Below are 23,735 nucleotides of genomic sequence, written 5' to 3' on the forward strand. Positions count from 1 at the left end.
GGCCTTTTGTACTCTTGGGCGCACTAACTATCAGGAGAACCCATGGAAGCTGACCTGAAGCCCCTGGAATTCGAGGGCATTCGCCGCTTGCTCGAAAGGCTTTGTGCGACGCCCTTCGGGGCCGAGGCGGCGCGTAACCTCGCACCTGCCCCCACAGTGGGCGTCGCGCGCCAGTTGCAGGCGGCCATCACCGCCGCCCGCGTTGGCCTGGAGTCGGGCGAAGGCCCGATTCTCCCGGAGTTGCCGGATGTGCGCGCCGCTATTCGCCAGGTGGCCTCTCCTGGTGCGGCGCTGGCGGGGACCGCCTTGCGTAATCTGGCGCTGGTGCTGCGGGTCGGTGTGCAATTGCGTCCTTATGTGGAGAAACGTCCTGCGCTGTTGCCCACCGGGGCAGCGCGGCTGGACGCGGCAGCGGACTTGCTACCCCAGATTGACGCTGTTCTCCTGCCCAACGGCAGCGTGCGCGAAGATGGTAATGATACCCTGCGCCAGTTGCATGCTGAGCTGAAGACGGAGCGCGAGCAGATTCAGAAAATCCTGCAGGGGCATCTGCGTGCGCCGGGAGCGAAGGTCCACTGGTCCGGCCAGCGCGCCTGCGTGCATTTGCCCGATGGGGCGGTGGACAAGATTCGCGGGGTACGGCGCGGTACCGGCCCAGGCGGACATGGCATTCTGGTGGAGCCGATGGAGATGGTGGCGGGTAATAATCATCTGGAGAAGCTCGCTGGCCGTATCGAACAGGAAAACCAGACTATCCTCCGTGCCCTCAGTGATGCCGCGCGTGAGCGCCTGAGCGGCTTACAGCATTTGGTCGAGTCACTGACCTGGCTGGATCTGGCCATTGCGGGCGCACAACTGTCCATCCATCTGCATGGCAAAGCGGCGGAGATGGTGGACGAGCCGGTGCTGGTACTGGAAGTGGCCTATCACCCGCAACTGGTCCTCGCTTATGCGGAGAAGCGGGGTCCGCAGCCCAAGGCGCTATCCGTGCATATTGATGCCGAGTGCCCGATTCTGGTGGTGACTGGACCCAACAGCGGGGGCAAGAGTGTCTCTCTGAAGACGGTTGGATTGCTTACGGTAATGGCCCATTGCGGCTTGCATATCCCGGTGGACGGGCGCGCTGTGGTTGGAAATTTCACGCATGTTTTTGTGGATATGGGTGATCCGCAAAGTGTCGCTTTTGAATTGTCTACCTATTCTGGTCATGTGGAGGTCCTGAAAAGACTACTTGCGGATGCCGATGATCATACCCTTATCCTGCTGGATGAGCTGGGTACCGGCACGGACCCGGAAGAGGGCGCTGCGCTGGCGATGGCCGTGCTTGATCATCTGGCGGGACGCGGGGTGCGGGGTATGGTGACTACCCATCTCACCCCGCTCAAGGCTTTTGCCGATATGCACGCTTGCCTGTGTAATGCCTCCATGCGCTTTGATCAGGAGCGCCTGGAGCCCACATATGAACTGCAGATTGGTGTGCCAGGACGTTCCCTGGGTCTGGTTATTGCGGCAAAACGCGGACTGCCGGAGGCTTTGGTCAGCAAGGCGCGCGATTATCTGGAATACCTGCACAGCCACTAGGCCGGAAAATGTGCTGCTTACCGCGGTACCATAGATGACAAGCCGTATGTGCCAAGGCATTTTTATTTGACCTCACGGCAAAAAATGTCTAGCTTTTTGCGCTGATACTTTAATTCCCTGAGGAGTACGACGATGACGTCCCCGACGATTACGCAAAATCGCCCAGGTCCCGATCTGGTAGAAGAAGACCTGACGGGTGCGGAGATTGTGGTCCGTGCGTTGCGTGATGAAGGTGTGGAACATGTTTTCGGTTATCCGGGCGGTGCGGTGCTGTATATTTATGACAAGCTCGCACAGCAGGATGCCGTCAGGCATATTCTCGTGCGCCATGAGCAGGCGGCAGTGCATGCAGCAGATGCTTATTCCCGGGTCACTGGCAAGGTTGGTGTGGCGCTGGTCACCAGTGGCCCGGGTGCCACCAATGCGGTGACCGGCATTGCCACGGCGTATATGGACTCGGTGCCCATAGTTGTGATCACCGGGCAAGTGCCTGTTGCGCTCATCGGTAATGACGCCTTTCAGGAAGTGGACACGGTGGGTATTACGCGGCCCTGCACCAAGCATAATTTCTTGGTGAAGGATGTCCGCGATCTGGCGAGCACCCTGAAGACGGCTTTTTATCTGGCGGCGACGGGGCGGCCAGGCCCGGTGCTGGTGGACATCCCCAAGGATATTACCAGCCACAAAACCCACTATCACTACCCGGAAAAAATCAGTCTGCGGTCCTATAAACCGACGCTGAAAGGCCATCCGGGGCAGCTGCGTAAAGCCATGCAGCTCATTACCGGTGCGCAGCGACCGATGTTCTATACCGGCGGCGGCATTATCCTCGGTAACGCTTCCGGGGAACTGCGCAAGCTGGTGCGCACTCTGGGCGCGCCCATCACGAATACGCTCATGGGGTTGGGCGCTTACCCGGCGTCGGATCGCCAGTTTTTAGGGATGCTGGGTATGCACGGTACCTACGAAGCCAATATGGCGGTACAGCACTGTGATGTGCTGGTGGCCCTGGGTGCGCGTTTTGATGACCGCGTCACGGGCAACCTCGCCAAATTCGCGCCGCACGCCCGGATTGTGCATGTGGATGTTGACCCGTCTTCCATCTCCAAGAATGTGCGGGTGGATGTGCCCATCGTCGGCGATTTGCAGCAGGTACTGCTGGAGATGAATCAGATTCTGGCGGAAAATGGTCAGCGCAACGATTTGCAAGCCATGCAGGCGTGGTGGGCGCAGATTGAAGAATGGCGGCAGCGCGATTGTCTGCACTATAATCAGGACGATCGGATCATCAAGCCGCAGTTTGTGGTGCAGAAACTGTTCGAGCTTACCGGTGGTGACGCCATCGTTACCTCGGATGTGGGCCAACACCAGATGTGGGCCGCGCAATTCTATGGTTTCGACCAGCCACGTCGCTGGGTCAACAGTGGCGGACTGGGCACCATGGGCTTCGGGCTGCCAGCGGCCATGGGCGCGCAGGTCGCCGAACCGGATGCGACGGTGGTTTGTGTGACGGGAGATGGTAGCATCCAGATGAATATTCAGGAATTGTCCACCTGCCTGCAGTATAACCTGCCCGTCAAGGTGGCGTGTCTCAATAATCATTATCTGGGGATGGTGCGTCAGTGGCAGGAGTTCTTCTATGAGAATCGTTACGCCATGAGCTATGTGGATGCCTTGCCTGACTTCGTGAAATTGGCTGAAGCCTATGGCCATATTGGCCTGCGCGCGGATACCCCTGCTGATGTGGAACCGGTGATCCGTGAGGCACTGCGCCTTAAAGATCGCATGGTGTTCATGGATTTCCAGGTAGATCCGCAGGAAAATGTCTACCCCATGGTGCCTGCAGGTGCGGCCCTCTCTGAAATGATTCTGGTATAACCCATGCGCCATATCATCTCCATCTTGTTGGAAAATGAAGCGGGTGCCTTGTCACGAGTGGCAGGGCTGTTCTCGGCGCGCGGTTATAACATTGAGGCGATGACCGTCGCGCCGACTCACGATCCGAGTATTTCGCGGATGACGGTGGCGACGCGAGGCTCCGAGGAGATCATGGAGCAGGTCCTCAAGCAGCTGAATAAACTTGTGGAAGTCATACGCGTGCACGACTTGACTGAGGGCCCGCACATTGAGCGCGAGCTGATGCTGATCAAGGTTCATGCCGTAGGGCAGGACCGCGAGGAAGTCAAAAGGCTGTCGGATATTTTCCGGGGGCGCATCATCGACGTGACGGACCGCTCCTACACAATGGAGCTGACGGGTACCGGCGAGAAGCTGGATGCCTTTATCCATGCTCTGGACCCCGGTATGGTCATTGAAGTGGTACGCAGCGGTGCCAGCGCCATCAGTCGTGGTGCCAAGGCAATCTAATCCATAAATAAAAATTTACAATCACTTAACCAAATATAAAGAGGTTTTACATGAAGGTTTATTACGATAACGACGCTGATCTCGCCCTGATCCAGAAGAAGCAAGTGGCCATCATCGGTTACGGTTCCCAGGGACATGCCCACGCCTTGAACCTCAAGGATTCCGGCGTCAGCGTGGTCGTTGCTTTGCGCAAGGATTCTTCCTCCTGGGAGAAAGCCAGTAATGCCGGATTGGCCGTCAAGGAAGTTGCCGCAGCCGTGGCCGCAGCCGATGTGATCATGATCCTGACCCCCGATGAAGGCCAGGGCGCGCTGTATCGCGATGAAATCGCACCGAACATCAAGCAGGGTGCGGCGCTGGTGTTTGCCCATGGCTTTAACGTCCACTTTGGCCAGATTCATCCGCGTGCCGATCTGGACTGCTTCCTGGTGGCACCTAAGGGACCCGGTCATCTGGTGCGTTCTACCTACACGCAAGGTGGCGGTGTGCCCAGCCTGATCGCGGTACATCAGGATGCAAGCGGTAATGCCACCAATATTGCGCTGTCCTATGCTAAGGCCAACGGTGGTACCCGTGCCGGCGTGATCGAGACCAGCTTCCGGGAAGAAACCGAAACGGATTTGTTTGGTGAGCAAGCGGTGCTGTGTGGTGGCGCTACGGCGCTGGTGCAGGCAGGTTTTGAGACGCTGGTGGAAGCCGGTTATGCGCCAGAAATGGCCTATTTCGAGTGCATGCATGAACTGAAGCTGATTGTCGACCTCATGTACGAAGGCGGCATCAGCAATATGCGCTACTCCATTTCTAATACGGCGGAGTATGGTGACCTGACGCGCGGCCCGCGGATTGTAAATGCGGATACCAAGGCGGAGATGAAGAAGATCTTGACCGAAATTCAGAATGGTCAGTTTGCCAAAGAGTTTATTCTTGAGAATCAGGCGGGTAAGCCGACCATGCAGGCTATGCGCCGAATTGGGGCGGAGCACCCCATTGAAGTGGTGGGCAAAAAGCTGCGCTCGATGATGACCTGGATCGGCCAGAACCGGATCGTGGACCGTTCGCGCAACTAAAGTCTGCGACCGAGATTGGCGATAATCCGCATGGGGCGGAATGGCAGTGGGCAAAAAGTAATGTGCCTGTGGTGATTCCGCCCTTTTATCGTTGGCCGGCTCCTGATACGCTCCGCGCATGAAAACAGATTATCCTTATCCCTTACTGGCGCGCGAAGGCTGGCCTTTTTTGGCCTTGTTTTTAGGTGTCGCCATTGTGCTGCAGATATTTACGAATGGCTGGTGGGCTTCGCCGTTTTATCTGCTTTTTCTCTTCAGCCTCCAATTTTTCCGTGATCCGCGGCGTCCCCTGCCGGCGTTATCGGAAAAATCGGTGGTATGCCCCGCTGATGGCAAGGTGGTTGCTGTTGAGCAGGTTGACGACCCCTATCTTTCCCGTCCTGCGCTCAAGATCAGTATCTTTATGAATGTGTTTGATGTGCATGTGAATCGCATGCCGGTTAAGGGACAGGTGCAGAAGGCCTGGTATTTTCCGGGTAAATTCTTCAATGCCGCCCTCGACAAGGCTTCTTTGGAGAACGAACGCAATGTCCTTTGGGTGAAAACCGACGATGGCAGCGACGTGACTGTCGTACAGGTGGCAGGGCTGGTTGCGCGGCGTATTGTCTGTTATGTCGCGGCCGATAGCGGCGTGACCGCAGGACAGCGCTTCGGCTTTATCCGCTTTGGTTCGCGGGTAGATACCTACCTGCCGGTCAATGCCCAGCCCCTGGTGGCCGTAGGCGAGCGGGTGCGTGCGGGTGCCCAGTGTATTGCGACCTTGGGTGTCCACCAGTCATGAATCCCAGATATCCGCGCCGTGGGGTTTATGTCCTGCCCAACCTCTTTACCACGGCCAGCCTGTTTGCCGGTTTTTATTCCATCATCGCTTCCATCAACGGTCACTATCGGGTGGCCGCCATCGTCATTTTTATTGCCATGATTCTCGATGGTCTGGATGGGCGCGTGGCAAGGATGACCCATACGGAAAGCGCATTCGGCGCGGAATATGATTCATTGGCGGATGTGATTGCCTTTGGTATGGCGCCGGCCATTTTGGTATTTCTGTGGGGGCTGCAGGATTTCGGCAATCTCGGGTGGCTGGGGGCCTTTGTCTATACTGCCTGTGGCGCTCTGCGCCTGGCCCGCTTTAACACTCAGGTGCATAGCGCGTCCAAGCGCTACTTCCAAGGCTTGCCCATACCCACAGCGGCGGCCGTGCTGGCCAGTCTGGTCTGGGTGGCAGTAGGGGAGGGGTACCCTTGGCTGACACAGATGAGCGAGTATCTGGCGCTGGGACTGGTCTACGCGTTGGGCCTGTTGATGGTCAGTAATGTCCGCTTCCGCAGCTTCAAGGATTTTGACCTGCACGGGCGAGTGCCTTTTGCCTTAGCCATCTTTGTGGTGCTGGTTGTGGCCTTGGTCGCCGTGCATCCACCGCTGGTACTGTTTATCGCCGTGATTTCCTACGTGGTGGTGGGGTTGCTGTTGACCTTGTGGCAAATCCGCAGCCGCCGTATTCAGCGGCGGCGTGGTGGCCTTGGTCACTGACTTGCTGGCACCGTGGATGCGCCCAGGCCGGATTAGGCCAGTTACGGGGATTCCCCATATTTTTATTATTTGGCTGGCGATATCCTGGTGATCACGTACCCTCCGGCAGTATCTTTTGAGAAGTCGAAATTCACAGTCTCGCCAGTCTTAAGACTGGCGATCATGGTCTTGTCCCGGATCAGGAAATTCATGGACATCTTGGGCCAACCAAGGGCCTTGACGGGGCCCATGGCGACGTTGACCGTGCCGGTGGGATTGATGCTGTTGATTTTGCCATATCCCATGAAGGTCTGAGCCTTGACCGCCTGCGCCTCGGTCGTGTTTTTGGTGCCACCCATATGGGCCATGCTCTGCATATTGTCCATGGCCGCCTGTGCCGGAAGAGTGACCGCCGAAGAACACAGCAGAATGAGGGTGAGATAGAAGCGTTTCATTGTCGTCTCCTTGCTATGGTTAAATTGTTTCCTTGTTGAATCCCAACTTTAGTGTCGCTACAAAAACTCCCGTGGTATCCCTCCTTTTCACTCATGATTATTATTTCCTCCTCATCCGTAGCCTCATCAGCGTAGGCCCAATCGCCGCTTCTGCCATAGGGCGTAAAGGGCGGGAATTACCAGCAGCGCCAGTAACGCGGCGCTGAACATGCCGCCCACCATGGGGGCGGCGATGCGCTTCATCACATCGGCACCGGCACCATGACTGAACATGATGGGTAAGAGGCCACCCACCACCAGGGTAAAGGTCATGGCCAAAGGCCGCAGGCGCAGCATGGTCCCCTCAATGACGGTCAGCCGAAGGTCGTGCCAGTTCCGCAAGGTGTCACTGGCCTGCCGCCGGAGGAGGGCCTGGTCCAGGTAGAGAAGCATCACCACCCCGAATTCCGCCGCCACTCCCGCCAAGGCGATGAAACCCACCGCCACCGCCACCGAGAGCTTGTAATTCAGCCAATAGATGAGCCAGAAACCACCCACCAGAGACAGGGGCAAAGTCAGCAGGATGATGGTCACCTCCACCCAGTTTTTAAAATTGAAGTAGAGGAGCAGGGCGATCAGCAGAATGACGGCAGGAATGACCAGCTCCAGGCGTTTGGTGGTCTGCTGCATGATCTGATACTGGCCTACCCAGGAGACGGTGTAACCGCCCGGTAGATTGACGGCTTTCGCAATGGCTGCTTTGGCACGGGGCACATAGGCACCGATGTTGGTGCCCGGTTTCAGGTCAATGTAGATCCAGCTGTTCAGACGACTGTTGTCGCTGGTGAGCATCGCTGGGCCCCCCTCGATGCGGAGATCGGCTACCTGGGCCAGGGGGATCTGGGCACCGTCGGGTGTAGCGATTCGGCTCTCCATCAGGGTGGACAGGGATTGGCGCAGTTCCCGGGGGTAACGGAGAACCACCGGGAAGCGTTCCAGCCCTTGTACCGCGGTGGTCAGGACCTTGCCACCGATGGCCGTTTCCACGAGACGGTTCACATCCGCCACCGAAAGACCGTAACGGGCTGCTTTGCGGCGATCAGTGTGCACGACGATATATCGGCCGCCAGTAACCCGTGCCGCGTAGGCACTCTGGGTGCCGGATATTTTCTGCAAAGCCGTTTGGAGTTCCTGTCCCAGGCGGTTCAGGGTATCGAGATCCGGACCCGTCACTTTGATGCCAAGGGGGGTCGTCAACCCGGTAGTGACCATATCCACCCGATTCTTGATCGGCTGCGTCCACACATTGGACAGGCCAGGAATGCGCAACGCCTCATTCATCTTGTTCTGCAGCTTGTGTATCGTCATCCCGACGGGCCACTGATCCGGTTCTTTGAGCGTGACGGTGGTATCAAACATTGATAAGGGTGCCTGATCGGTCGCTGTCTGGGCCCTGCCCGCCTGACCGAAAACCGTTTTCACCTCGGGGAAAGTCTTGAGGATGCGGTCCGTCTGCTGCAAAACCATGGCCGCCTCACCGATGGAGACGGCGGGGTCTTGAAATATCGGCATGTAGAGCAGCGTCCCTTCGTTCAGGGGAGGCATAAACTCCGATCCCAGACGGTTCCAGGGGTAAAAGAGGGTGGCCGTGAGCAGCAGGGCCAGGATCAAAATAATCCAGGGCGCGCGCAGGACAGCGTGGATGAGCGGACGGTAGAGGAAAGCCAGGACCCGATTCAGGGGGTTTTTGTTTTCAGGGCGGATGCGGCCGCGGATGAACCAGGCCATCAAAATGGGCACCAGGGTGACCGAAAGGAGGGCGGCGGCGGCCACGGAAAACGTCTTGGTGAAGGCGAGCGGCGCGAAGAGCTTGCCCTCCTCGCCACCCAGGGCGAAGACCGGCAGGAAGGAAACGGCGATGATGATCAGCGAGAAGAACAGTGCCGGACCGACCTCCGCCGCCGCCGCCATCGCCGCCGCCCAGGGGTCGACGCCGGGGTTGTGTTCCAAATGCTTGTGCATATTCTCGATCATGACCACGGGGGCATCCATCATCACGCCGATGGCAATGGCGATGCCGCCCAGGGACATGATGTTGGCGGGGATGCCCATGGCCCACATGATGAGGATGGCGGCCAGTATGCCCAGCGGCAGAGCGACGAGGGCGACCAGCGCCGAACGCGCGCGCAGCAGGAAGAGCAGGGAGATGAGTGCCACTGCCAGGGATTCTTCCAGCAGCTTGCCGGTCAGGGTGTGAATGCTGTGCCGGATAAGCGGGGCTTGGCTATAGGTAGTGACGACCTGCACGCCCTTGGGCAGGGAGGGCTGGAGTTCCTTGAGCTTGCGCTCAATCTGGTGGATGAGGGCATAGGCGTTGCCACCCTGGTTCATCATCACGATACCGCCCACCACCTGACCTTTACCGTCGAGTTCGGCGACACCGTTGGGCAATTGTGGACCCAACTGCACCCGGGCCACCTCCCGCAGCGTAATGGGCACATCGTTGCGTACGGCCAGCGACGCATCTTGCAGATCTTTCAGGGAATGGATATAGCCCGAGGTGCGGACGATATAACTGGCGTCTCCCATGTCCACCACCGAGCCGCTGGTCTCCCCGTTAGCCGCCCGGATGGCGGTCTCCACTTCCGGCAGGGTCAGGTGGTAGGCGAGGAGTTTCTGCGGATCCACCACCACCTGGTACTCCTGCACCATGCCCCCTAGCGTGGCCACCTCCGCAACGCCGGAGATGCCCTGCAGCTCGTACTTGAGAAACCAGTTTTGCAAGGTGGTGAGTTGAGCCAGATTCAATGTCCCGCCGGGATCGGTGAGGGCGTACTCGAAGATCCAGTCCACCCCCGAACTGTTCGGCCCCAGGGCCGGGGTGATCCCCGGCGGCAGCTTGGACTGTACCTGGCTCAGGTATTGGAGTACCAGATTGCGGGCCTGATAGATGCTGGTGCCCCCCTTGAAGAGGACGTAGACATAGGAGTCCCCGAACATGGAGTAGCCGCGCACGGCTTGGGCACCGGGTACCTCCTGCAGGGTGGTCTCCAGGGGGTAGGTCACCTGATCCTGAACAATCTGCGGAGCCTGACCAGGGTAGGAGGTCTTGACGATGACCTGGGTGGGCGAAATGTCGGGGATAGCCTCCAGGGGGATATCGATCATCGCCAACAGACCGCTGGCAATCAGCACCAAGGCGGCGATCACGACCAGTGCGCGGTTTGCCATACACCATCGCATGAGTGCTCTAATCATGAGACTGCCCTCCTGGACCCATATCCATCCCGGCCATGGCGCTCTTGGTGGACGCCGTGTTACCCCCTAACATACGGGCCTTGACGGACTGGAACCGGGATTCGGAATAGAGCAGGAACTGGGCGCTTTCCACTACCCGGTCACCCGTTTTGAGTCCCTTGTCGATGGCTACCCAACCGTCGGCCTCCGGCCCCAGGGCGACCTGTACCGGCAGGAAGTGTCCTTGGCCCTCGCCCAGCATCACGTAATCTCTCTGACCGGTACGCAGTACGGCACTGCTGGGCACCGCCAGAGTCTCCGCAGCGCTGGCCAGAACCGTGGCGTCGCTATAAGTGCCGGGGCGTAGCATCCCGCCGGGATTGGGAAAACTCAGCCGGGCCGTTACCGTCCGGTTTTTGGGGTCCAGTGTCGGGTAGAGAAAGTTCAGGCGTCCCTCCCAGGATTTGCCGGGATAGGCGGGCAGATGCAAGCGCACGGCATCGCCGATATGTACCCACGGTAACTGGTAGGAATAGAGCGCCACATTGACCCATATCCGGTCGAGGTTGGCGATTTCATAGAGATTCGTCTGCGGCGAGACATAACTGCCCTGGCGCACATTGAGGGTCTCGACCACCCCGGAAGCGGGCGCCATGAGCGGCACGTCCCGCTCCGCCGTGCCGTGCCGGGCGAGCGCCGCGATCTGATTTTCCGGCATGCCCAGCAGTCGCAATCTCGCCTTGGCGTGCCAGCAGTGCCGGGTCTTCCGTCGTCCCACCCTGGCGGCGGGCAATGAGATATTCCTGTTGGGCACTATACAGCTCGGGAGAATATATCTCGGCGAGCACCTGGCCGCGCTGCACGGGGTCACCCACGGCACGGACGTGCAAGCGTGTCACCCAGCCGGAGAAACGCGGCGTGACGGAATAGACCCGGTTCTCGTCCACTGCCACGGTGCCCACGGTATGGATGGCATGCCCCATCTGACGGCGCTGCACCGCTACAAGGCGCACCCCCAGGTTTTGCGCCAGGCGCGGATCGATGCTGAGACCGGACTCTTTTTTTGCGTTCGGGCTGGAGGCATAGACCGGGATATATGCCATCCCCATGCTGTCCTTCATCGGGTGATCCGAATGGATTTTGGGATCCATGGGGGCAGCCCAGTAGAGGATGTGCCGTCCCTTGGGGGTACTTTCCTGAGGATGGGTTGCGGCGACGTTGGCGCTCGATGCCGCGGCAGGGGCGGCGGCCCGCAACCACCACACCACCCCAGCCCCGAGGACTACGCCAAGGACGAGCAGACCCATGCCGATGATCCAGTTGCGTGACTTCATGGTTGCATCTCTCCTTGGGCGGTGAGGAAATCCAGTTCTGCGGCGCTGATGGCCAGGTCGCGGCGGTATTGCAGGCGGGTCAGGGCGTAGTCCAGCACTTCCTTCTGGGTGCGCAACACCGTGTTCAGTCCGGCGCGCCCCGCCGAGTAGGCGGCGAGCGTTGCGGAAAAGGCATTCCGTGCGGTGGGCAGCAGTTGTCGATCCATGCGCTGCAACTGGATTTTGTAGGATTCATAGCGGGCAAAGGCGGCGCGCGCCTGCTGGGTCAGGGCCAGGTGTTGATCGTCATAGCGATATTGCGCCTGCTGGGCCCTGGCCTGGGCGGCGGCAACGTCCTGGTCCTGACGATCCCCCGGGAATATCGGCAGGCTCAGGTTAACCCCCGCTGACAGCCAGTTGGGGCTGCCGGGGTAGAAATCCTGGCCATAACCGACGCTGACGGTGACGTCCGGCCAATAGCCGGTTTTGGCTACCTGCACGCCCATTTGCGCGGCACGGGTTTGCGCCTGGGCGGCGCGCAGGAGGGGCTGGCCGGAAAGTCGGGCTTCCATTTCGGCAAGAGTGGGGGGTGGCGGCAGATTCGGCCATTGCTTTTCTATGGACGGCGGTTCCGGCAGATTCAGAATCTGGGCGATTTGCGCCAGATCGCTTGCCTGCTCTGCTTGCAATCTGGTGATGTCATTGGCCAAACTGTCGCGCGCCAGTTGGGCACGGAGTACCTCGGCCTGTGACCCTTGAGCGGACCGGTAGAGCGCCAGTGCCGCTTGCACACTTTCGGCCTCCAACTGTTCCTGATGCCGGACCGTGACCATGGCATTTTCGGTATAAAGGGCTTGCAGCCAGGCACGGCGCAGCAACAACACCAGCTCGGCGGACTGGCCGCGCAGGGTGTCGGCGGCCGCCTGGGCCTCAATCCCCGCCTGCTGTCCTTCCAGCCCCAGTTTGCCAAAAGAGGGGAAAGTCTGACTCAGGCCCACGCTCAGCATGCTCATCTGCTGCTGGTTCATGGAGAAGCTGTTGAGGGGCAGGTTTGCGGCACCGAGATCAAGATGCGGATCGGGCAACTGGGCAACGGCCACGGCTTTGTGCCGCAATTCCGCAATCTTTTGGGTCAGGGCGCCGAGACCGGGATTTTGCCGCAGGGCAATCGCCTCAGCATCCCGCAGACTCAATGAGGCGGCCCAGGCGGATGTTGCCGACAGGAGCAATAGCACCCCGACCGAGAGGCGAATACTGCCCCATGTCGGTTGGATAAAACGACCAGGAATATTGGCGTACATAAAAATCTCCATGGCAAAACAGCGAGATATCTCCTCAATTTAGAGAGGAGTGCCAGTTTTCTCAGGAGAGATTTAAATGACCAACCGCACGTGCTGGAGGGGAGGGGAGGGATGCGGCAGGCGGGGGAAAAAACCCTGGGCTGCTGCCGGGGGGAACATTGCCGGGCGGGAAAATGTCACGGAGCCCATCATTGCCGGGGCCGGGAAGGTTATTCCAGGGAGTCTTAATCCCCCCGGCGCATGGGTTGCTGCGCAGATCGACACGCACTGGCCGGACATCGCCCCGGAATGTGTGCTCACGTTCATACCGTGATCACCCTGGCAACAGGGCATGTCTGCTATCGACATACCTGGCGTGGCAGTGCAGGAAACACCGAGCGGCATGGCCACTGCGACATTGCTTACCCATGTTCCGAGGAAGAACATGAACATAGCCAGCAAGGCGAGCAAGGGAGAGTGATGGCGGATTGTTTGCATGTCAGTGTCAGGTGATCTCGGTCCGCACGTCGAAGCCTGCCGCGTCGTGATCGCGGGATCCGTTGTCGCAAGCCAGCTTCCCTAGGGTTACAACAGTCATAAAATGACTCCTTTTGGAGTTCGTAAAGGCATCGTAAACCATGAAGTGCGCTACAGAGTCAAGGCGTAAAAGTTTTCCCTTTGACATATCCACTCCCTGCGACACCGCCAGCAGTAAATCGACAAGGAACAGGATGCTGTGCGGCATGCGGTGCGTGGTTATGGTCTGTGGCAGATTGTAGTAGTCTGCTCTGAGGGGGTACGCATGATATTGACGATATACGGGGCCACGATTGTCACGCTGATGATGCTGTTTTATGCATTCGAATCGCGCTCGCACTGGTTCACCCTGGCCTTTGCAATAGCTTGTCTAGGGTCCGCGGCGTATGGATTTCTCGCCGGCACCTGGCCCTTTGGGGTCGTCGAGAGCATCTGGTCGCTGGTGGCGTTGCGCAAGTGGCAAGTGGTTCGCCTCCGCTAGCAACACGGTTGCTCATATCAGAGGCGTGTCGCGCCTGGAGACAAAAGAGATGCGGAATGGTGGAGTGTCCGGCTCAATGCTCATGCAAATGGTGCATGTCCGGGGTGTGGGCATGGCTATGGGTCAGTGCTTCGTGCTTATGCGGGTGGCGATGGCTGACACCGGGCACCAGCGGATCAGGGTGTGCGTGCTGATGGTGTGCGTCATGCACATGGGCATGGTCATGTTCCATGAGCGTATGGGTATGTTCATGCGCGTGGCTTTCGGTGAGATGCATCCAGATGCCCCAACCCATCAGTGCCCCGGCGATCAGTAAGAGCGGAGTGACTGGAGCACCGAGCATCACGCTGAGTATGGCACCGACAAAGGGGGCGCTGGAAAAATATGCCCCCGTCCGCGCGCTGCCGAGATGACGCAGGCCGACCACAAAAAAGGCGAGACTGACGCCATAGGCGAAGAAACCCAGCAGCATCGCCGCTGCCACGTCCGGCAGGGCCGGCAGACGGTCACCGAGTAACAGCGCCAATCCGAGGTTCACGCTGCCGGCTACCCAGCCCTTGTTGGCGGCGATCCAGCTGGTATCGGTCAGGGACACCTTGCGGGTCAGGTTGTTATCCATACCCCAGGCAAAGCAGGCACCGATGATGGCAGCGGCGGACCAGAGGTGGTCGAAATGCACCTGTCCCGGCCAACTGAGGAGCACCATCCCCAGCACAATCGCCACCATGCCCCAGGCTATGCGTCGGTCAAAACTTTCCTTGAACACCCACCACGCCAATAGGGTCGTAAACACGGTCTCCGCATTTAATAATAAAGAAGCCGTTGAAGCGGCAGCGCCCTGCAAGCCGATCATGAACAGCACCGGTGCGATGATTCCACCCGCCAGCACCGAAGCCCCAAACCAGAAAGCATCCCGACGCGACAGTCGCACCCGTTCGGCGCGGCGCAGCCAGCGGTAGAGGGTCAGCCCCAGGCCGGAGCCCAGATAGAGCAGACCCGCCAACATCCAGGGGCTTACCGACGCCAGCAGCATCTTGGCCAGCGGCGTACTCGCTCCAAAGAGCAGTGCTGACAGGAGGGCGGCCTGAATGCCGGGACGGCGTAGGGTGTGGAGGAGGGACATGGGCATCCTGTAGACGCAAAGAACCAACGGATCAGTCGCTATGATAAAACGAGCGCGGTCAGCATGATAGACGCCATAAGCACGGTCGTCGAGAAAAGGCTTATCCAGGAAGTGCTGCTTGCCGCGCTGCTTTCGCGGTCAACGCGCTATAAATCACCGGCGCCAGCCACAAAGACATGAACACGGACAGCAGCAGACCACCCATGACTGCTACCGCGAGGGGCTTGAGCAGGTCAGTGCCGTGGCCGATACCGATAGCCAGCGGCAAAAAGCCGAAGACATCGGCGAGCATGGTCATCAGGATGGGGCGCAAGCGCTGGCGGGCGGCGAGGGCGACCACGGCGGGGCGCGGCTGCGGACCACCGAGTTGCCGGGCGCGGGCAAAAATCAGAATCACATTGTTGACCGCAATGGCAAAGACCAGCAGCACGCCGAGAAACGCGGTGCTATCGAGGTCAATTCCGAGGAACAGGAGCGCCAGCAAGGCCCCCGGTGCCGCCAGCGCAATCGCCAGCAGGGCGGAAATGGCCGCCCGCTGACTGCTGAACTGAAAGCCGAGCAGGATCAGGAGCAAGGCCAGCGCCCCGCCGAGAATCAGTGCCATCTGCTGAAAGCTCTGTGATTGCTGGCGATAATAGCCGCCCAGCAAGGTCGTCACGGTGGTCGGCAGGTGCAGGTTAGCTACTACCACACGTGCTTTAGCGGCGGCCTGCGCGAGTCCCTCACCGGGCTTCGGCTGTAGCCAGACATAGGCATCGGGCACCAGATTCTGATGGGTCACAAAGGGTACCGCCCCTTGCACATGAACGCCAGCGATGCTTGCCAGCGGAGTAAAGCTCCCGTCCGGCAAGCGGATGGGGAGGCTGTCCAGCGTGCGCGGGGTGAAATCGTGCCCGGCGAGGCTGACGCGAATCGGCAGAATCTGCTCGCCGTGCAGGAGGAAGCCCGCCTGCCGTCCCCAGAAACGCGCTTTGACCTGGCCGGCCAGCATTGGCGGGGTGATGCCATAAATCGCCGCCAGTGGCGATGGGGTGATCTCCAGCTCCGGGCCCGCTGACGGTGACTTGAAGTTCACGGACTCAAAGGCATGGCTCTGGCGCAAAGCTGCCGCCAGACGCGCTCCCTGCGCGCGCAAGGTGGCGGAATCCGAGCCGAAGAGATAAACCACCAGCGGCGCGTGGGCACCCGAGAGATTGCCCAGGCGTACAATCATCGTTTGATGGAGCGTCAAGGAGAGCAGATTGGGGGCCGTCTGCCGGAACTGTGCCTGCAGCGTGTGCATCACCGCCTCGGTGCTCTGCGTATGACTGGGTTTGAGGACGATGGCGATGGCCCCCTTGTTGGCTGGCGCATGGAGGAACTGAAAGCCGCGCCCGACCATCAGCGATGCCTGCTCCACATTGGGATTTTTCAGCGCCACCCGCATGAAATCGCGCCCCACGCGGGTGGTTTCCGCCACGCTGCTGCCGACCGGAGTGCGGAAGGGTACAGAGATGATGCCCTCGTCCCAATGGGGCAGGAAGGCGGTGGGCAAGGTGGTCAGCGCTAGCCACCCTGCGACCACGAGTAACAGAACGACCGGAATGGCCCACCACGGGCGGCGCATTCCGTAGATCAGCCAGCGGCTGAAATGGCGGCGTAACCAGCGCTCAGCGCCATTTCGCCGACTCTGCCGCGGGCGCCCGGCGAGCCATGCGGCCAGTACCGGCGTCACCAGCAGGGCAACGATTTGCGAAGTCAGCAGTGCAATGACGATGGCCAGCGCCATATGCCGGAACAGGAGTCCCAGCGTGCCGGACAAAAAGATCAGCGGCAGAAAGATCAGGCAGGAGGTGAGGGTGGCCAGGGTCATCAGTGGCAGAATTTCGGCCGCGCGGCGCAAGGCCTCCTGTCGTCGTGTCGTGCGGTCACCGTGCAGACCATGGATTCCGCGTTCGATCACCACGATGGCATGATCCACCAAGGCACCAATCGCCGCTGTCAGGCCGCCGAGCGTCATGATGTTGAGCCCGTAGCCCAACGCATGCAGCACCAGAAAAGTAGCCGCCAGGGCCAGCGGGACGACCACCAGGGTCGCCATCGCCCCATCAAAACGGCCGAGAAAGGCGAAGACCACCAGCCAGGCGATCAGGCTGCCGAGTCCGAGGGCGATCCAGACGTCGCGCAGGCTGCTGCTGATCAAATGGCTCAAGTCATAGATCGGCACCAATTGCACGCCGGGTGGCAGGTGCGTCCGTAAGGCGGCCAGCCGACTCTGCACGGCACGGGCAACATTCACATCGTTGGCTCTCGATTGCGACAGCACGTCGATGATCAGGGCATGGCGGTAGCCGGGGACAGCGGCATCGGTGAGTAAGGGCGGCGGACCGACCTGCACCCGCCCCAGCGCGCCCAACGCCAGCGGGGCGCGGATGCCTTCGGCGTTGGCCGGGCCGAGGGGCAGGGTCAGGGTGGCCAGATGCGCGGTGTCCACGGGCCGCGGCGTCGTGGCGACGATAAATTGCTGGTGATAGGCATGCAGAACACCGGAGAAAAAAGGCCCCTGGGCGAGGCGGAGGGTGTCAATCACCTGCTGTGCCGTCAGGTGATATTGCGCCAGGCGCACCGGGTTCAGATCGATATGCACCTGCGGCCAGCCGCGGCCGGTGCCCTGCACCTGATAGACACCGGGAATCGCCAGCAGGGCAGGGCGAACCTGGAAGGCGAAAGTCGGCATCATCGCCGAGCTATCCTGCTGATTGGAGACCAGCGCATATTCGGCGAAGGGGTAGGTGTAGGGTGCCATGCGCGTCACCCGCATCTGCGCGCCAACGGGTAAGCGGACCTGCGAGAGGCGGGCCTGCAGCATGAGATAAGCGGTCTGTGGGTTGATGCCGGGATTGAAGTAGACATTGAGCTTGGTCAGCCCGTTACCGGTCTGCGAGCGTACCATCCGGACGCCCGGCTGACCCTTGGCCAGTGCTTCCAGCGGTCGGGTGATCTCGACCTCCATGAACTTGACCGGCAGGCTGCCGTCATTGACCAGTACCGCAACGCGCGGAAAATCGACGTTGGGAAACACGCTTTCCGGCAGGCCTTTCAAGGCAAACCAGCCGGCTGCCAGCAAAAACAGGGTGGCGAGGATTATGCTGAAGCGATTTTCCCAGAGAAAATCCAGATAACGCTTCATGGCTTTTGGACCTGCACGGGGGTGCCGGCGACAAGGCGGGCATTGCCGGAACGGATGACGAGCTCGCCAACCCGGAGATCACCGCTGACCCAGGTGCGATCGCCGCGGCTGGCAACGATGCGGACGGGTACCACGACCGCCTGCCCGTGGCGGACGGCGAATACCTCGGTGCGGGCGCCGCGCATGACAATACTGGCGGTCGGTAAGACGAGGGCCGTTGCCCCTGGTGCGGACAGTCTTACCTGCAGCCATTCACCCGGCAGCAGCAGGCTGTGGGCAGGCAGGTCAATATAGACCGACACCAGACCCAGATGCCGCGCACTTTGCCCGACGGAGCGAATCTTGCCATGCCCCTGCCAACTGCTGCCCTCAAGCCCTACCACCATTCCTATCCGCAGCCCCTGCGCTACGGCAGGTGTGACGTAGGCGTGCATCCAGGGTATCCCGCGCCCGGCGAGGGTGGCGATGGGCTGGCCGGCGTTGACCACTGCCCCAGCAGGGACCAGATAATGCAGACTCCCGGCGAACGGGGCGGTCAGTTGCTGTTCGTTGGCTTGCGCCTGCAGGACGCGGAGCGTGGAGCGTGCTTCATCCAGTGCCAGCTTCGTCCGCTCCACATCCTGCCGGGAGAAGACGCCATCGGTATAGAGCTGTCGGTTGCGGAGCCACTGACTGCGGCTGAAAGCGACCCGAGCCTGAGCGGCGCTGATGGTCGCCTGCAGGCCGGGCGGCGCGATATGCGCCACCATGGCGCCGGCCGGGACTTGTCCGGCCGGTAGCAGCGGGCCGAGCACCCGGCCGGTCACTGCGGCGGTCAGGGTCACTTGACCGTTGCTCTCGACGGTGGCAAGTACGGTGTTCTCCTGCCGGGCCGGCGCGGAGGCGACAACGGCTACGCGTACCGGCAGTGCCCAAGCCGCGCTCATGCCGGTCAGCCAGAGCAGGGTGGTGAGGCCGATAACGGCGGGCCAGCGTGGGGAAATGTGGATCATTGAGCGTTTGCGAGGGGTCATGACAGCTTCCTTTGATCGGGCAACAAGCCACTATCCAATGCCAGTTGCGCACGTGTCAGGCGGGCGCGGATGGCGGCGCCCGCGCTTTGCAACTGGGCTTGTACCCAGTCATTCTCCGCTTGTTGTAACGCCAGTGCGCTCTCCGCACCGGCGAGGTAGCCCTTGCGGGTCATGGTATAGACCGTCCGTGCGGTCCGGGCCAGCGTTTGCGCATCCTGCAAGGCGTTTGCTGCCGCCTGTGCCGCCCCGTAATCGGCCGCCAGCCGGCTGCGAATCTGCAGTTGCAGCGCCGCCTTGGCGGCCTGCATGGCAGCCACCTGCTCCTGTGCTGCGGCGACTCGATCCCGGTTGCGGCCAAAGCCAAAAATGGGCATCTGCAGGCTCAGGATCGCCTGCCAGCCCAACTGCTGGCTTTGCGGCAGTGTCGAGGTGTCCACCCCATAGGCGCCGGTGGCGGCGATGACCGGCAGCCGCGCCGCCTGCCGATAGTGCAACAGCGAGCGCGCCGATTGAATTTCGCCATTGGCGACGCGCAACAGCGGCTGCGATTGATCGGCTTGTTGACGGAGCGTATTGGTACCCGGCAACGCCGTGCGTGGGACGGCGACGCGCGCCAGCACGGGTAACGCCGCCGTCGTGTAATCGGTTTGCAGCGCGAGCACCCGGCGCGCCGCCTGCGCCTGCGGCCGTGCCTGATCGAGTCCCATCCGGATACGCACCAGGGTCAATTTGGATTGACTCAGATCCAGGCGGGAGCGGGTCCCCGCCCGGTAGCCCTCTTGTGTCGCCACGAGCATCTGGCGCGCGGCCGCCAGCGCCTTGCGCCAGACGGCCAGAGTGTTAGCGTCCAACGCCATCTGGTAATAAGCCATGGTTACCTGCGCCGCGACAGCAAGCTGCGCCTGCTGCAGCCGATACCGGGCGATGGCCGAGCGCTCGCGGGCCAGCGCCGACAAGGCATAGGCTTGTGGCGTATACAGTGGAATCTGCAGGCGAACCTGTCCGATCAGCTCCCGCGCACCATTGGCACTGACAAAGCGTGGCTGGCTGTTCTGGGTTTGGGTCCAGATGCCTCCGGTACTCAGCGAGAGGGCGGGCAATAGATCCGCATGCGCCGCACGACCTTGATCCTGGCGCTCCGCGATCATGTGCTGCGCCTGCTGCACCACCGCCTGATTGACCAGCGCCCGCTGAATGGCACCCCGTAAAGTCAGATCATCCGCCGCGGCGGTACCCGAGAGCAGACAGGCGCTAATTCCGAGCGCGGTCGTTATCCGCCGTGTTACGGCTTTGTGTATCATGCACTGACCTTTGCGATTAAAAATGCGGGATTATTTCGACGCTTTATCTGGGGTTTCCGGTAATCGGTCTCTACAATTTCATCTCCGCCCAGGATTAAATACCGCCATAACACCTGCGGACCATGCGCGCATCATCGCAAAAGCAGGAAACCGGAAGATGACCGCAACCTGACGAATTCGTCATCTTTGCTGCAATACCGGAGTTTTCGCCGCGATAGTCGGGAAAGATAACGTGATGGTGGTGCCCCTCCCTAATGCACTCTGCAGGGCGACTTCGCCGCCGTGCAACTGCATAATGGACCGTACGATGGCGAGCCCCAGCCCGGTGCCCTGACCCTGACGCAGACGCGCCGCATCGGCGCAATAAAAGCGGTCAAACACATGCGGCAGGTCCTCGGGCGCTATCCCGGAACCGCTATCGCTGACGATGATCTGCAGCAGCGCTGGCTGAATGGCGGTTCGGATACTGACCTGCCCGCCCGCAGGGGTATGGCGCAGCGCGTTGCCGAGCAGATTGCCCAGTGCGCGCCGTAACAGCCCGGGATTCGCCGCCACTGGTCCACTGGCCTTGTTGAGCAGCGCGACGTCCAACTCGTCGGCCATCGCCTGATAAAAGGCGCAGACTGCCGCTACTTCTTCCCGGCTGTCCAGCAACGGTGTGTCGAGCTGGGCATCTGGCTGCTCCGCGCGGGCGAGAAAGAGGAGAGCGTCCACCATGCGTGAAAGGCGTCCGTATTCATCCATGGCCGACTCGATACACGCCTGATAATCCGCCGGACTGCGGCCTCTGGAAAGCGCGATTTCCGCCTCGCCGCGCAGGATATGCAGGGGCGTGCGCAGTTCATGGGCGATATCTGCGGAGAAGCGCGAGATACGCTTGAAGGAGGTCTCCAGGCGACCCAGCAGGCGGTCAAAATTGGCCGCCAGGGTGCGTAGCTCGCCCGGCCAAGGTTCGTCGGCAACGCGCCGATGCAACTGCCCGGCGCCCAGCTCATCGATAATCTGCGCCAACCGTGCGACCGGTCGCATAGCCCGGCGGGCAATCAGATAGCCCGCCGCCACCGCCGCCAGCAGGACGAGGGTAGTCGCCAGCAGCAGCGCCTGCCGATAAATAGCCAAAAATTGCGCATTCTGCGTGGTGCTGATGGCGACATAAATCGTTGTGGGCGGGTTACCTGCAAAGCGTTGTGCCATGACCAGATAATGATCGTGATCGTGTATTTTCCATTTCCACTCCTTTTTTTGCAGGGTGTCGGGTGATTTGGTGAATGGTCGCGGACTATCCAGAAGCGGATTGAAATCACGACCGCGGGCAATAATGCCGTCAGGGGGGCGGCTGACCCAGATGAATACGCCGCGAATGGTACTCGCCTCCAATTGCGTTTCGCGTCGTAGTGCCTCTGCATTCCCGGCATGCTGACTCAATGCGCTGTACACCGCAGTGATCTTACTGGATAAAATCTGGCTGTCGACCTGCTGCAATTGCTCCACGAGTACCCAATACAAGGTGCTGCCAGCGGCGGCAATCAATAAAACGCTGAGCAACGCGTACCACAATGTCAGACGTACAGCTATCGAACTGGTAACGCGGCGGAGGGCTTCAGTCGCGTGTTTCAAGGACATAACCGACCCCTCGCAAAGTATGAATCAGCCTGCCGGAATAGGGGTCGTCGACCTTTCGGCGCAGCCGCCGGATCGCGACATCCACCACATTGCTGTCGCCGTCAAAATTCATATCCCAGACCTGCTCGGCGATCCGCGTGCGGGTCAGCACTTCCCCGGGAAAGCGCATCAGATAGGCCAACAGCCGATATTCCTGAGGGGCAAGGCCGATGGCTTCTCCCGCCCGCCAGACTTTATGCCGCAACAGATCGACCTCCAGATCCGCGTAATGGAGCACGTCTTCGGCGCGCACGTGACAGCGGTGCAGGATATTGCGCACCCGCGCCAGCAGTTCAGAAAAGGCAAAGGGCTTGACCAGATAATCATCGGCGCCGAGTTGCAAACCCTTCACGCGCTGCGAGACGGCATCCAGCGCCGTCAGCAGGATCACCGGCTGATGTGCCCGCCGCTTGCGGATTTCCTGCAACACCCACCAGCCATCCCGCTGCGGCAGCATGACGTCCAGTACGATGACGTCGTAATTCCCTGTCGCCGACAGGTGTTGTCCGTCTATGCCATTGGTCGCGATATCTACGACATCCCCTTCCTCCATAAAACCTTTTTTTAAAAAGGCGGCGGTTTTTAGTTCATCTTCGATGATCAGTATTTTCATGGTGTTTGTTCTTTATAACCAGAGCAAAAGATTTTCCGACCTTTGACCTTCTTGTCGATTTCCTGAAGAATGTCCGTATTATTAATGACACAATGAGAGGTATGATGAAAACACCCCAGCCCTTGGAACCGCGTCGTAAACAGGCTTTCGGTGCTGTTCGCATCCTTTTTGGTCTGATCTGGCTGATCAATACCTGGTTACAACTTAATCCTGCTTACAGCACGCACTTTCTCGGCACCTTCAATGCTGACTGGGTGTCCGGACAACCCGCCTGGATCGCCAGCTATGGTCACTGGATGGCGCAACTGGTCCAGCAATTGGGTGCGCAGCATGTGGCGTATGCGACTATTGCGCTCGATGCCATTCTCGCCATTTCCCTCATTACCGGTATCGGCCTGCCACTGCTGGCCTGGGTGGGGGTGATTTATAACCTCTGGCTCTGGAGTACCGTTGGCGGCTTTGGCGGCCCCTACACTCAGGGGGCGACCGATCCCGGTACTGCCATCATCTATGCACTCTGTTTCCTCTATGTGATCTGGACACGGAGTTGGGAGGGCCTGAGTCTCAGTAAAGTACCGCATCGTCCTATTTATGCACCGGCCATGCACACCGCACGTGTCTTGTTCGGCATTCTCTGGGCCTTCGATGCGTTCTGGAAATGGCAGCCCTATTTCATCAATCATGCGGTCACCTACCTGCAGCAGGCCCTGCCGGGCGAGCCGGCATGGATTGCCGCTTACATCAGCTTCTTCATCATGGTCATCACCTGGGTCGGGCCGGTGCTCTTTGGTTATTTTGCCGCGATCATGGAAAGTATTATCGCTTTTTACCTGATCATCGGCCGCGGCCTGCGTTGGGTGATTCCCGTAGGTATTGCCTACAGCATTGGCGTCTGGACCACGGCAGAAGGTTGGGGCGCACCGTTTCTGCCGGGCGCCACGGCGAACAAGGGCGATGTCCTGGGTACCACCAATATCTACGTCATCGCGTTCCTTTTTCTGGCGGTCTGGGTTTATCTCACCCCACCTCGTAAAGAAAATTAGGGGCG

Annotated in this window: 19 protein-coding genes and 1 pseudogene; 10 read left to right on the top strand and 10 right to left on the bottom strand. The window is 60.1% G+C overall.

All coding sequences use genetic code 11. The annotated features are described in order from the left end of the window. The first annotated feature begins 42 nt into the window (after positions 1-42). From H2515_RS05795 to pssA, 6 genes are all read left to right on the top strand, one after another. On the top strand, positions 43-1,581 hold the full coding sequence (locus tag H2515_RS05795) for an endonuclease MutS2 (RefSeq protein WP_198661153.1): 1,539 nt from the start codon (positions 43-45) through the stop codon (positions 1,579-1,581). Between the two features lie 132 nt (positions 1,582-1,713). Beyond that, entirely contained in the window at positions 1,714-3,459 is a 1,746-nt protein-coding gene (ilvB, locus tag H2515_RS05800) for a biosynthetic-type acetolactate synthase large subunit (protein ID WP_198661154.1), read from the top strand. 3 nt (positions 3,460-3,462) lie between these two features. Beyond that, entirely contained in the window at positions 3,463-3,948 is a 486-nt protein-coding gene (ilvN, locus tag H2515_RS05805) for an acetolactate synthase small subunit (RefSeq protein WP_014029518.1), read from the top strand. Between the two features lie 50 nt (positions 3,949-3,998). Beyond that, positions 3,999-5,015, top strand: a complete 1,017-nt coding sequence (gene ilvC, locus H2515_RS05810) for a ketol-acid reductoisomerase (protein WP_035190205.1) — start codon at positions 3,999-4,001, stop codon at positions 5,013-5,015. Positions 5,016-5,133: 118 nt separating this feature from the next. Further along, positions 5,134-5,796, top strand: coding sequence for a phosphatidylserine decarboxylase (locus H2515_RS05815; protein WP_198661155.1), 663 nt, complete (start codon positions 5,134-5,136; stop codon positions 5,794-5,796). Continuing rightward, on the top strand, positions 5,793-6,545 hold the full coding sequence (pssA, locus tag H2515_RS05820) for a CDP-diacylglycerol--serine O-phosphatidyltransferase (protein WP_014029515.1): 753 nt from the start codon (positions 5,793-5,795) through the stop codon (positions 6,543-6,545). The genes H2515_RS05815 and pssA overlap by 4 nt, the downstream gene beginning before the upstream one ends. Before the next feature lie 65 nt (positions 6,546-6,610). Here pssA and H2515_RS05825 read toward each other — a convergent pair whose 3' ends face one another. From H2515_RS05825 to H2515_RS05840, 4 genes and pseudogenes are all read right to left on the bottom strand, one after another. Next, positions 6,611-6,979, bottom strand: coding sequence for a copper-binding protein (locus H2515_RS05825; protein WP_198661156.1), 369 nt, complete (start codon positions 6,977-6,979; stop codon positions 6,611-6,613). Between the two features lie 126 nt (positions 6,980-7,105). Continuing rightward, positions 7,106-10,216 carry an efflux RND transporter permease subunit gene (locus H2515_RS05830; protein ID WP_198661157.1) on the bottom strand — a complete coding sequence of 1,037 codons (3,111 nt, stop codon included), beginning with the start codon at positions 10,214-10,216 and terminating at the stop codon, positions 7,106-7,108. Beyond that, a pseudogene (locus tag H2515_RS05835) lies at positions 10,209-11,529 on the bottom strand (efflux RND transporter periplasmic adaptor subunit). Before H2515_RS05835 ends, H2515_RS05830 begins: the two are co-directional and overlap by 8 nt. Beyond that, entirely contained in the window at positions 11,526-12,809 is a 1,284-nt protein-coding gene (locus H2515_RS05840; protein WP_198661158.1) for a TolC family protein, read from the bottom strand. Before H2515_RS05840 ends, H2515_RS05835 begins: the two are co-directional and overlap by 4 nt. A gap of 76 nt (positions 12,810-12,885) precedes the next feature. Here H2515_RS05840 and H2515_RS05845 point away from each other — a divergent pair, with 76 nt between their 5' ends. The 3 genes from H2515_RS05845 (at position 12,886) to H2515_RS05855 (ending at position 13,806) form a co-directional block, all read left to right on the top strand. Then, complete coding sequence (locus tag H2515_RS05845; RefSeq protein ID WP_198661159.1) at positions 12,886-13,122, top strand: hypothetical protein; 237 nt, start codon at positions 12,886-12,888, stop codon at positions 13,120-13,122. 18 nt (positions 13,123-13,140) lie between these two features. Then, positions 13,141-13,269, top strand: coding sequence for a hypothetical protein (locus tag H2515_RS16310; protein ID WP_264318159.1), 129 nt, complete (start codon positions 13,141-13,143; stop codon positions 13,267-13,269). Positions 13,270-13,590: 321 nt separating this feature from the next. After that, positions 13,591-13,806, top strand: coding sequence for a hypothetical protein (locus H2515_RS05855; RefSeq protein WP_172804419.1), 216 nt, complete (start codon positions 13,591-13,593; stop codon positions 13,804-13,806). A 73-nt stretch (positions 13,807-13,879) separates the two neighbouring features. On the opposite strand, the gene H2515_RS05860 is transcribed toward H2515_RS05855, so the two are convergent. The 6 genes from H2515_RS05860 to H2515_RS05885 form a co-directional block, all read right to left on the bottom strand. After that, positions 13,880-14,929, bottom strand: a complete 1,050-nt coding sequence (locus H2515_RS05860) for a DMT family transporter (RefSeq protein ID WP_035190224.1) — start codon at positions 14,927-14,929, stop codon at positions 13,880-13,882. Between the two features lie 100 nt (positions 14,930-15,029). Further along, entirely contained in the window at positions 15,030-18,098 is a 3,069-nt protein-coding gene (locus H2515_RS05865) for an efflux RND transporter permease subunit (RefSeq protein WP_198661161.1), read from the bottom strand. Continuing rightward, complete coding sequence (locus H2515_RS05870; protein WP_198661162.1) at positions 18,095-19,111, bottom strand: efflux RND transporter periplasmic adaptor subunit; 1,017 nt, start codon at positions 19,109-19,111, stop codon at positions 18,095-18,097. Before H2515_RS05870 ends, H2515_RS05865 begins: the two co-directional genes overlap by 4 nt. After that, complete coding sequence (locus H2515_RS05875) at positions 19,108-20,412, bottom strand: TolC family protein (protein ID WP_198661163.1); 1,305 nt, start codon at positions 20,410-20,412, stop codon at positions 19,108-19,110. Before H2515_RS05875 ends, H2515_RS05870 begins: the two co-directional genes overlap by 4 nt. A gap of 180 nt (positions 20,413-20,592) precedes the next feature. Next, positions 20,593-22,035 (bottom strand): heavy metal sensor histidine kinase, encoded by a 1,443-nt coding sequence (locus H2515_RS05880; protein ID WP_198661164.1) that lies wholly within the window; start codon positions 22,033-22,035, stop codon positions 20,593-20,595. Then, positions 22,013-22,687 carry a heavy metal response regulator transcription factor gene (locus H2515_RS05885; protein WP_014029502.1) on the bottom strand — a complete coding sequence of 225 codons (675 nt, stop codon included), beginning with the start codon at positions 22,685-22,687 and terminating at the stop codon, positions 22,013-22,015. Before H2515_RS05885 ends, H2515_RS05880 begins: the two co-directional genes overlap by 23 nt. A 104-nt stretch (positions 22,688-22,791) precedes the next feature. On the opposite strand from H2515_RS05885, the gene H2515_RS05890 reads away from it, so the two are divergent. Beyond that, positions 22,792-23,730: a hypothetical protein gene (locus tag H2515_RS05890; RefSeq protein ID WP_014029501.1), complete on the top strand. Its 939-nt coding sequence runs from the start codon at positions 22,792-22,794 to the stop codon at positions 23,728-23,730. Positions 23,731-23,735: the final 5 nt, after the last annotated feature.

The organism is Acidithiobacillus ferrivorans (genome assembly GCF_016250455.1).
Classification (GTDB): domain Bacteria; phylum Pseudomonadota; class Gammaproteobacteria; order Acidithiobacillales; family Acidithiobacillaceae; genus Acidithiobacillus; species Acidithiobacillus ferrivorans.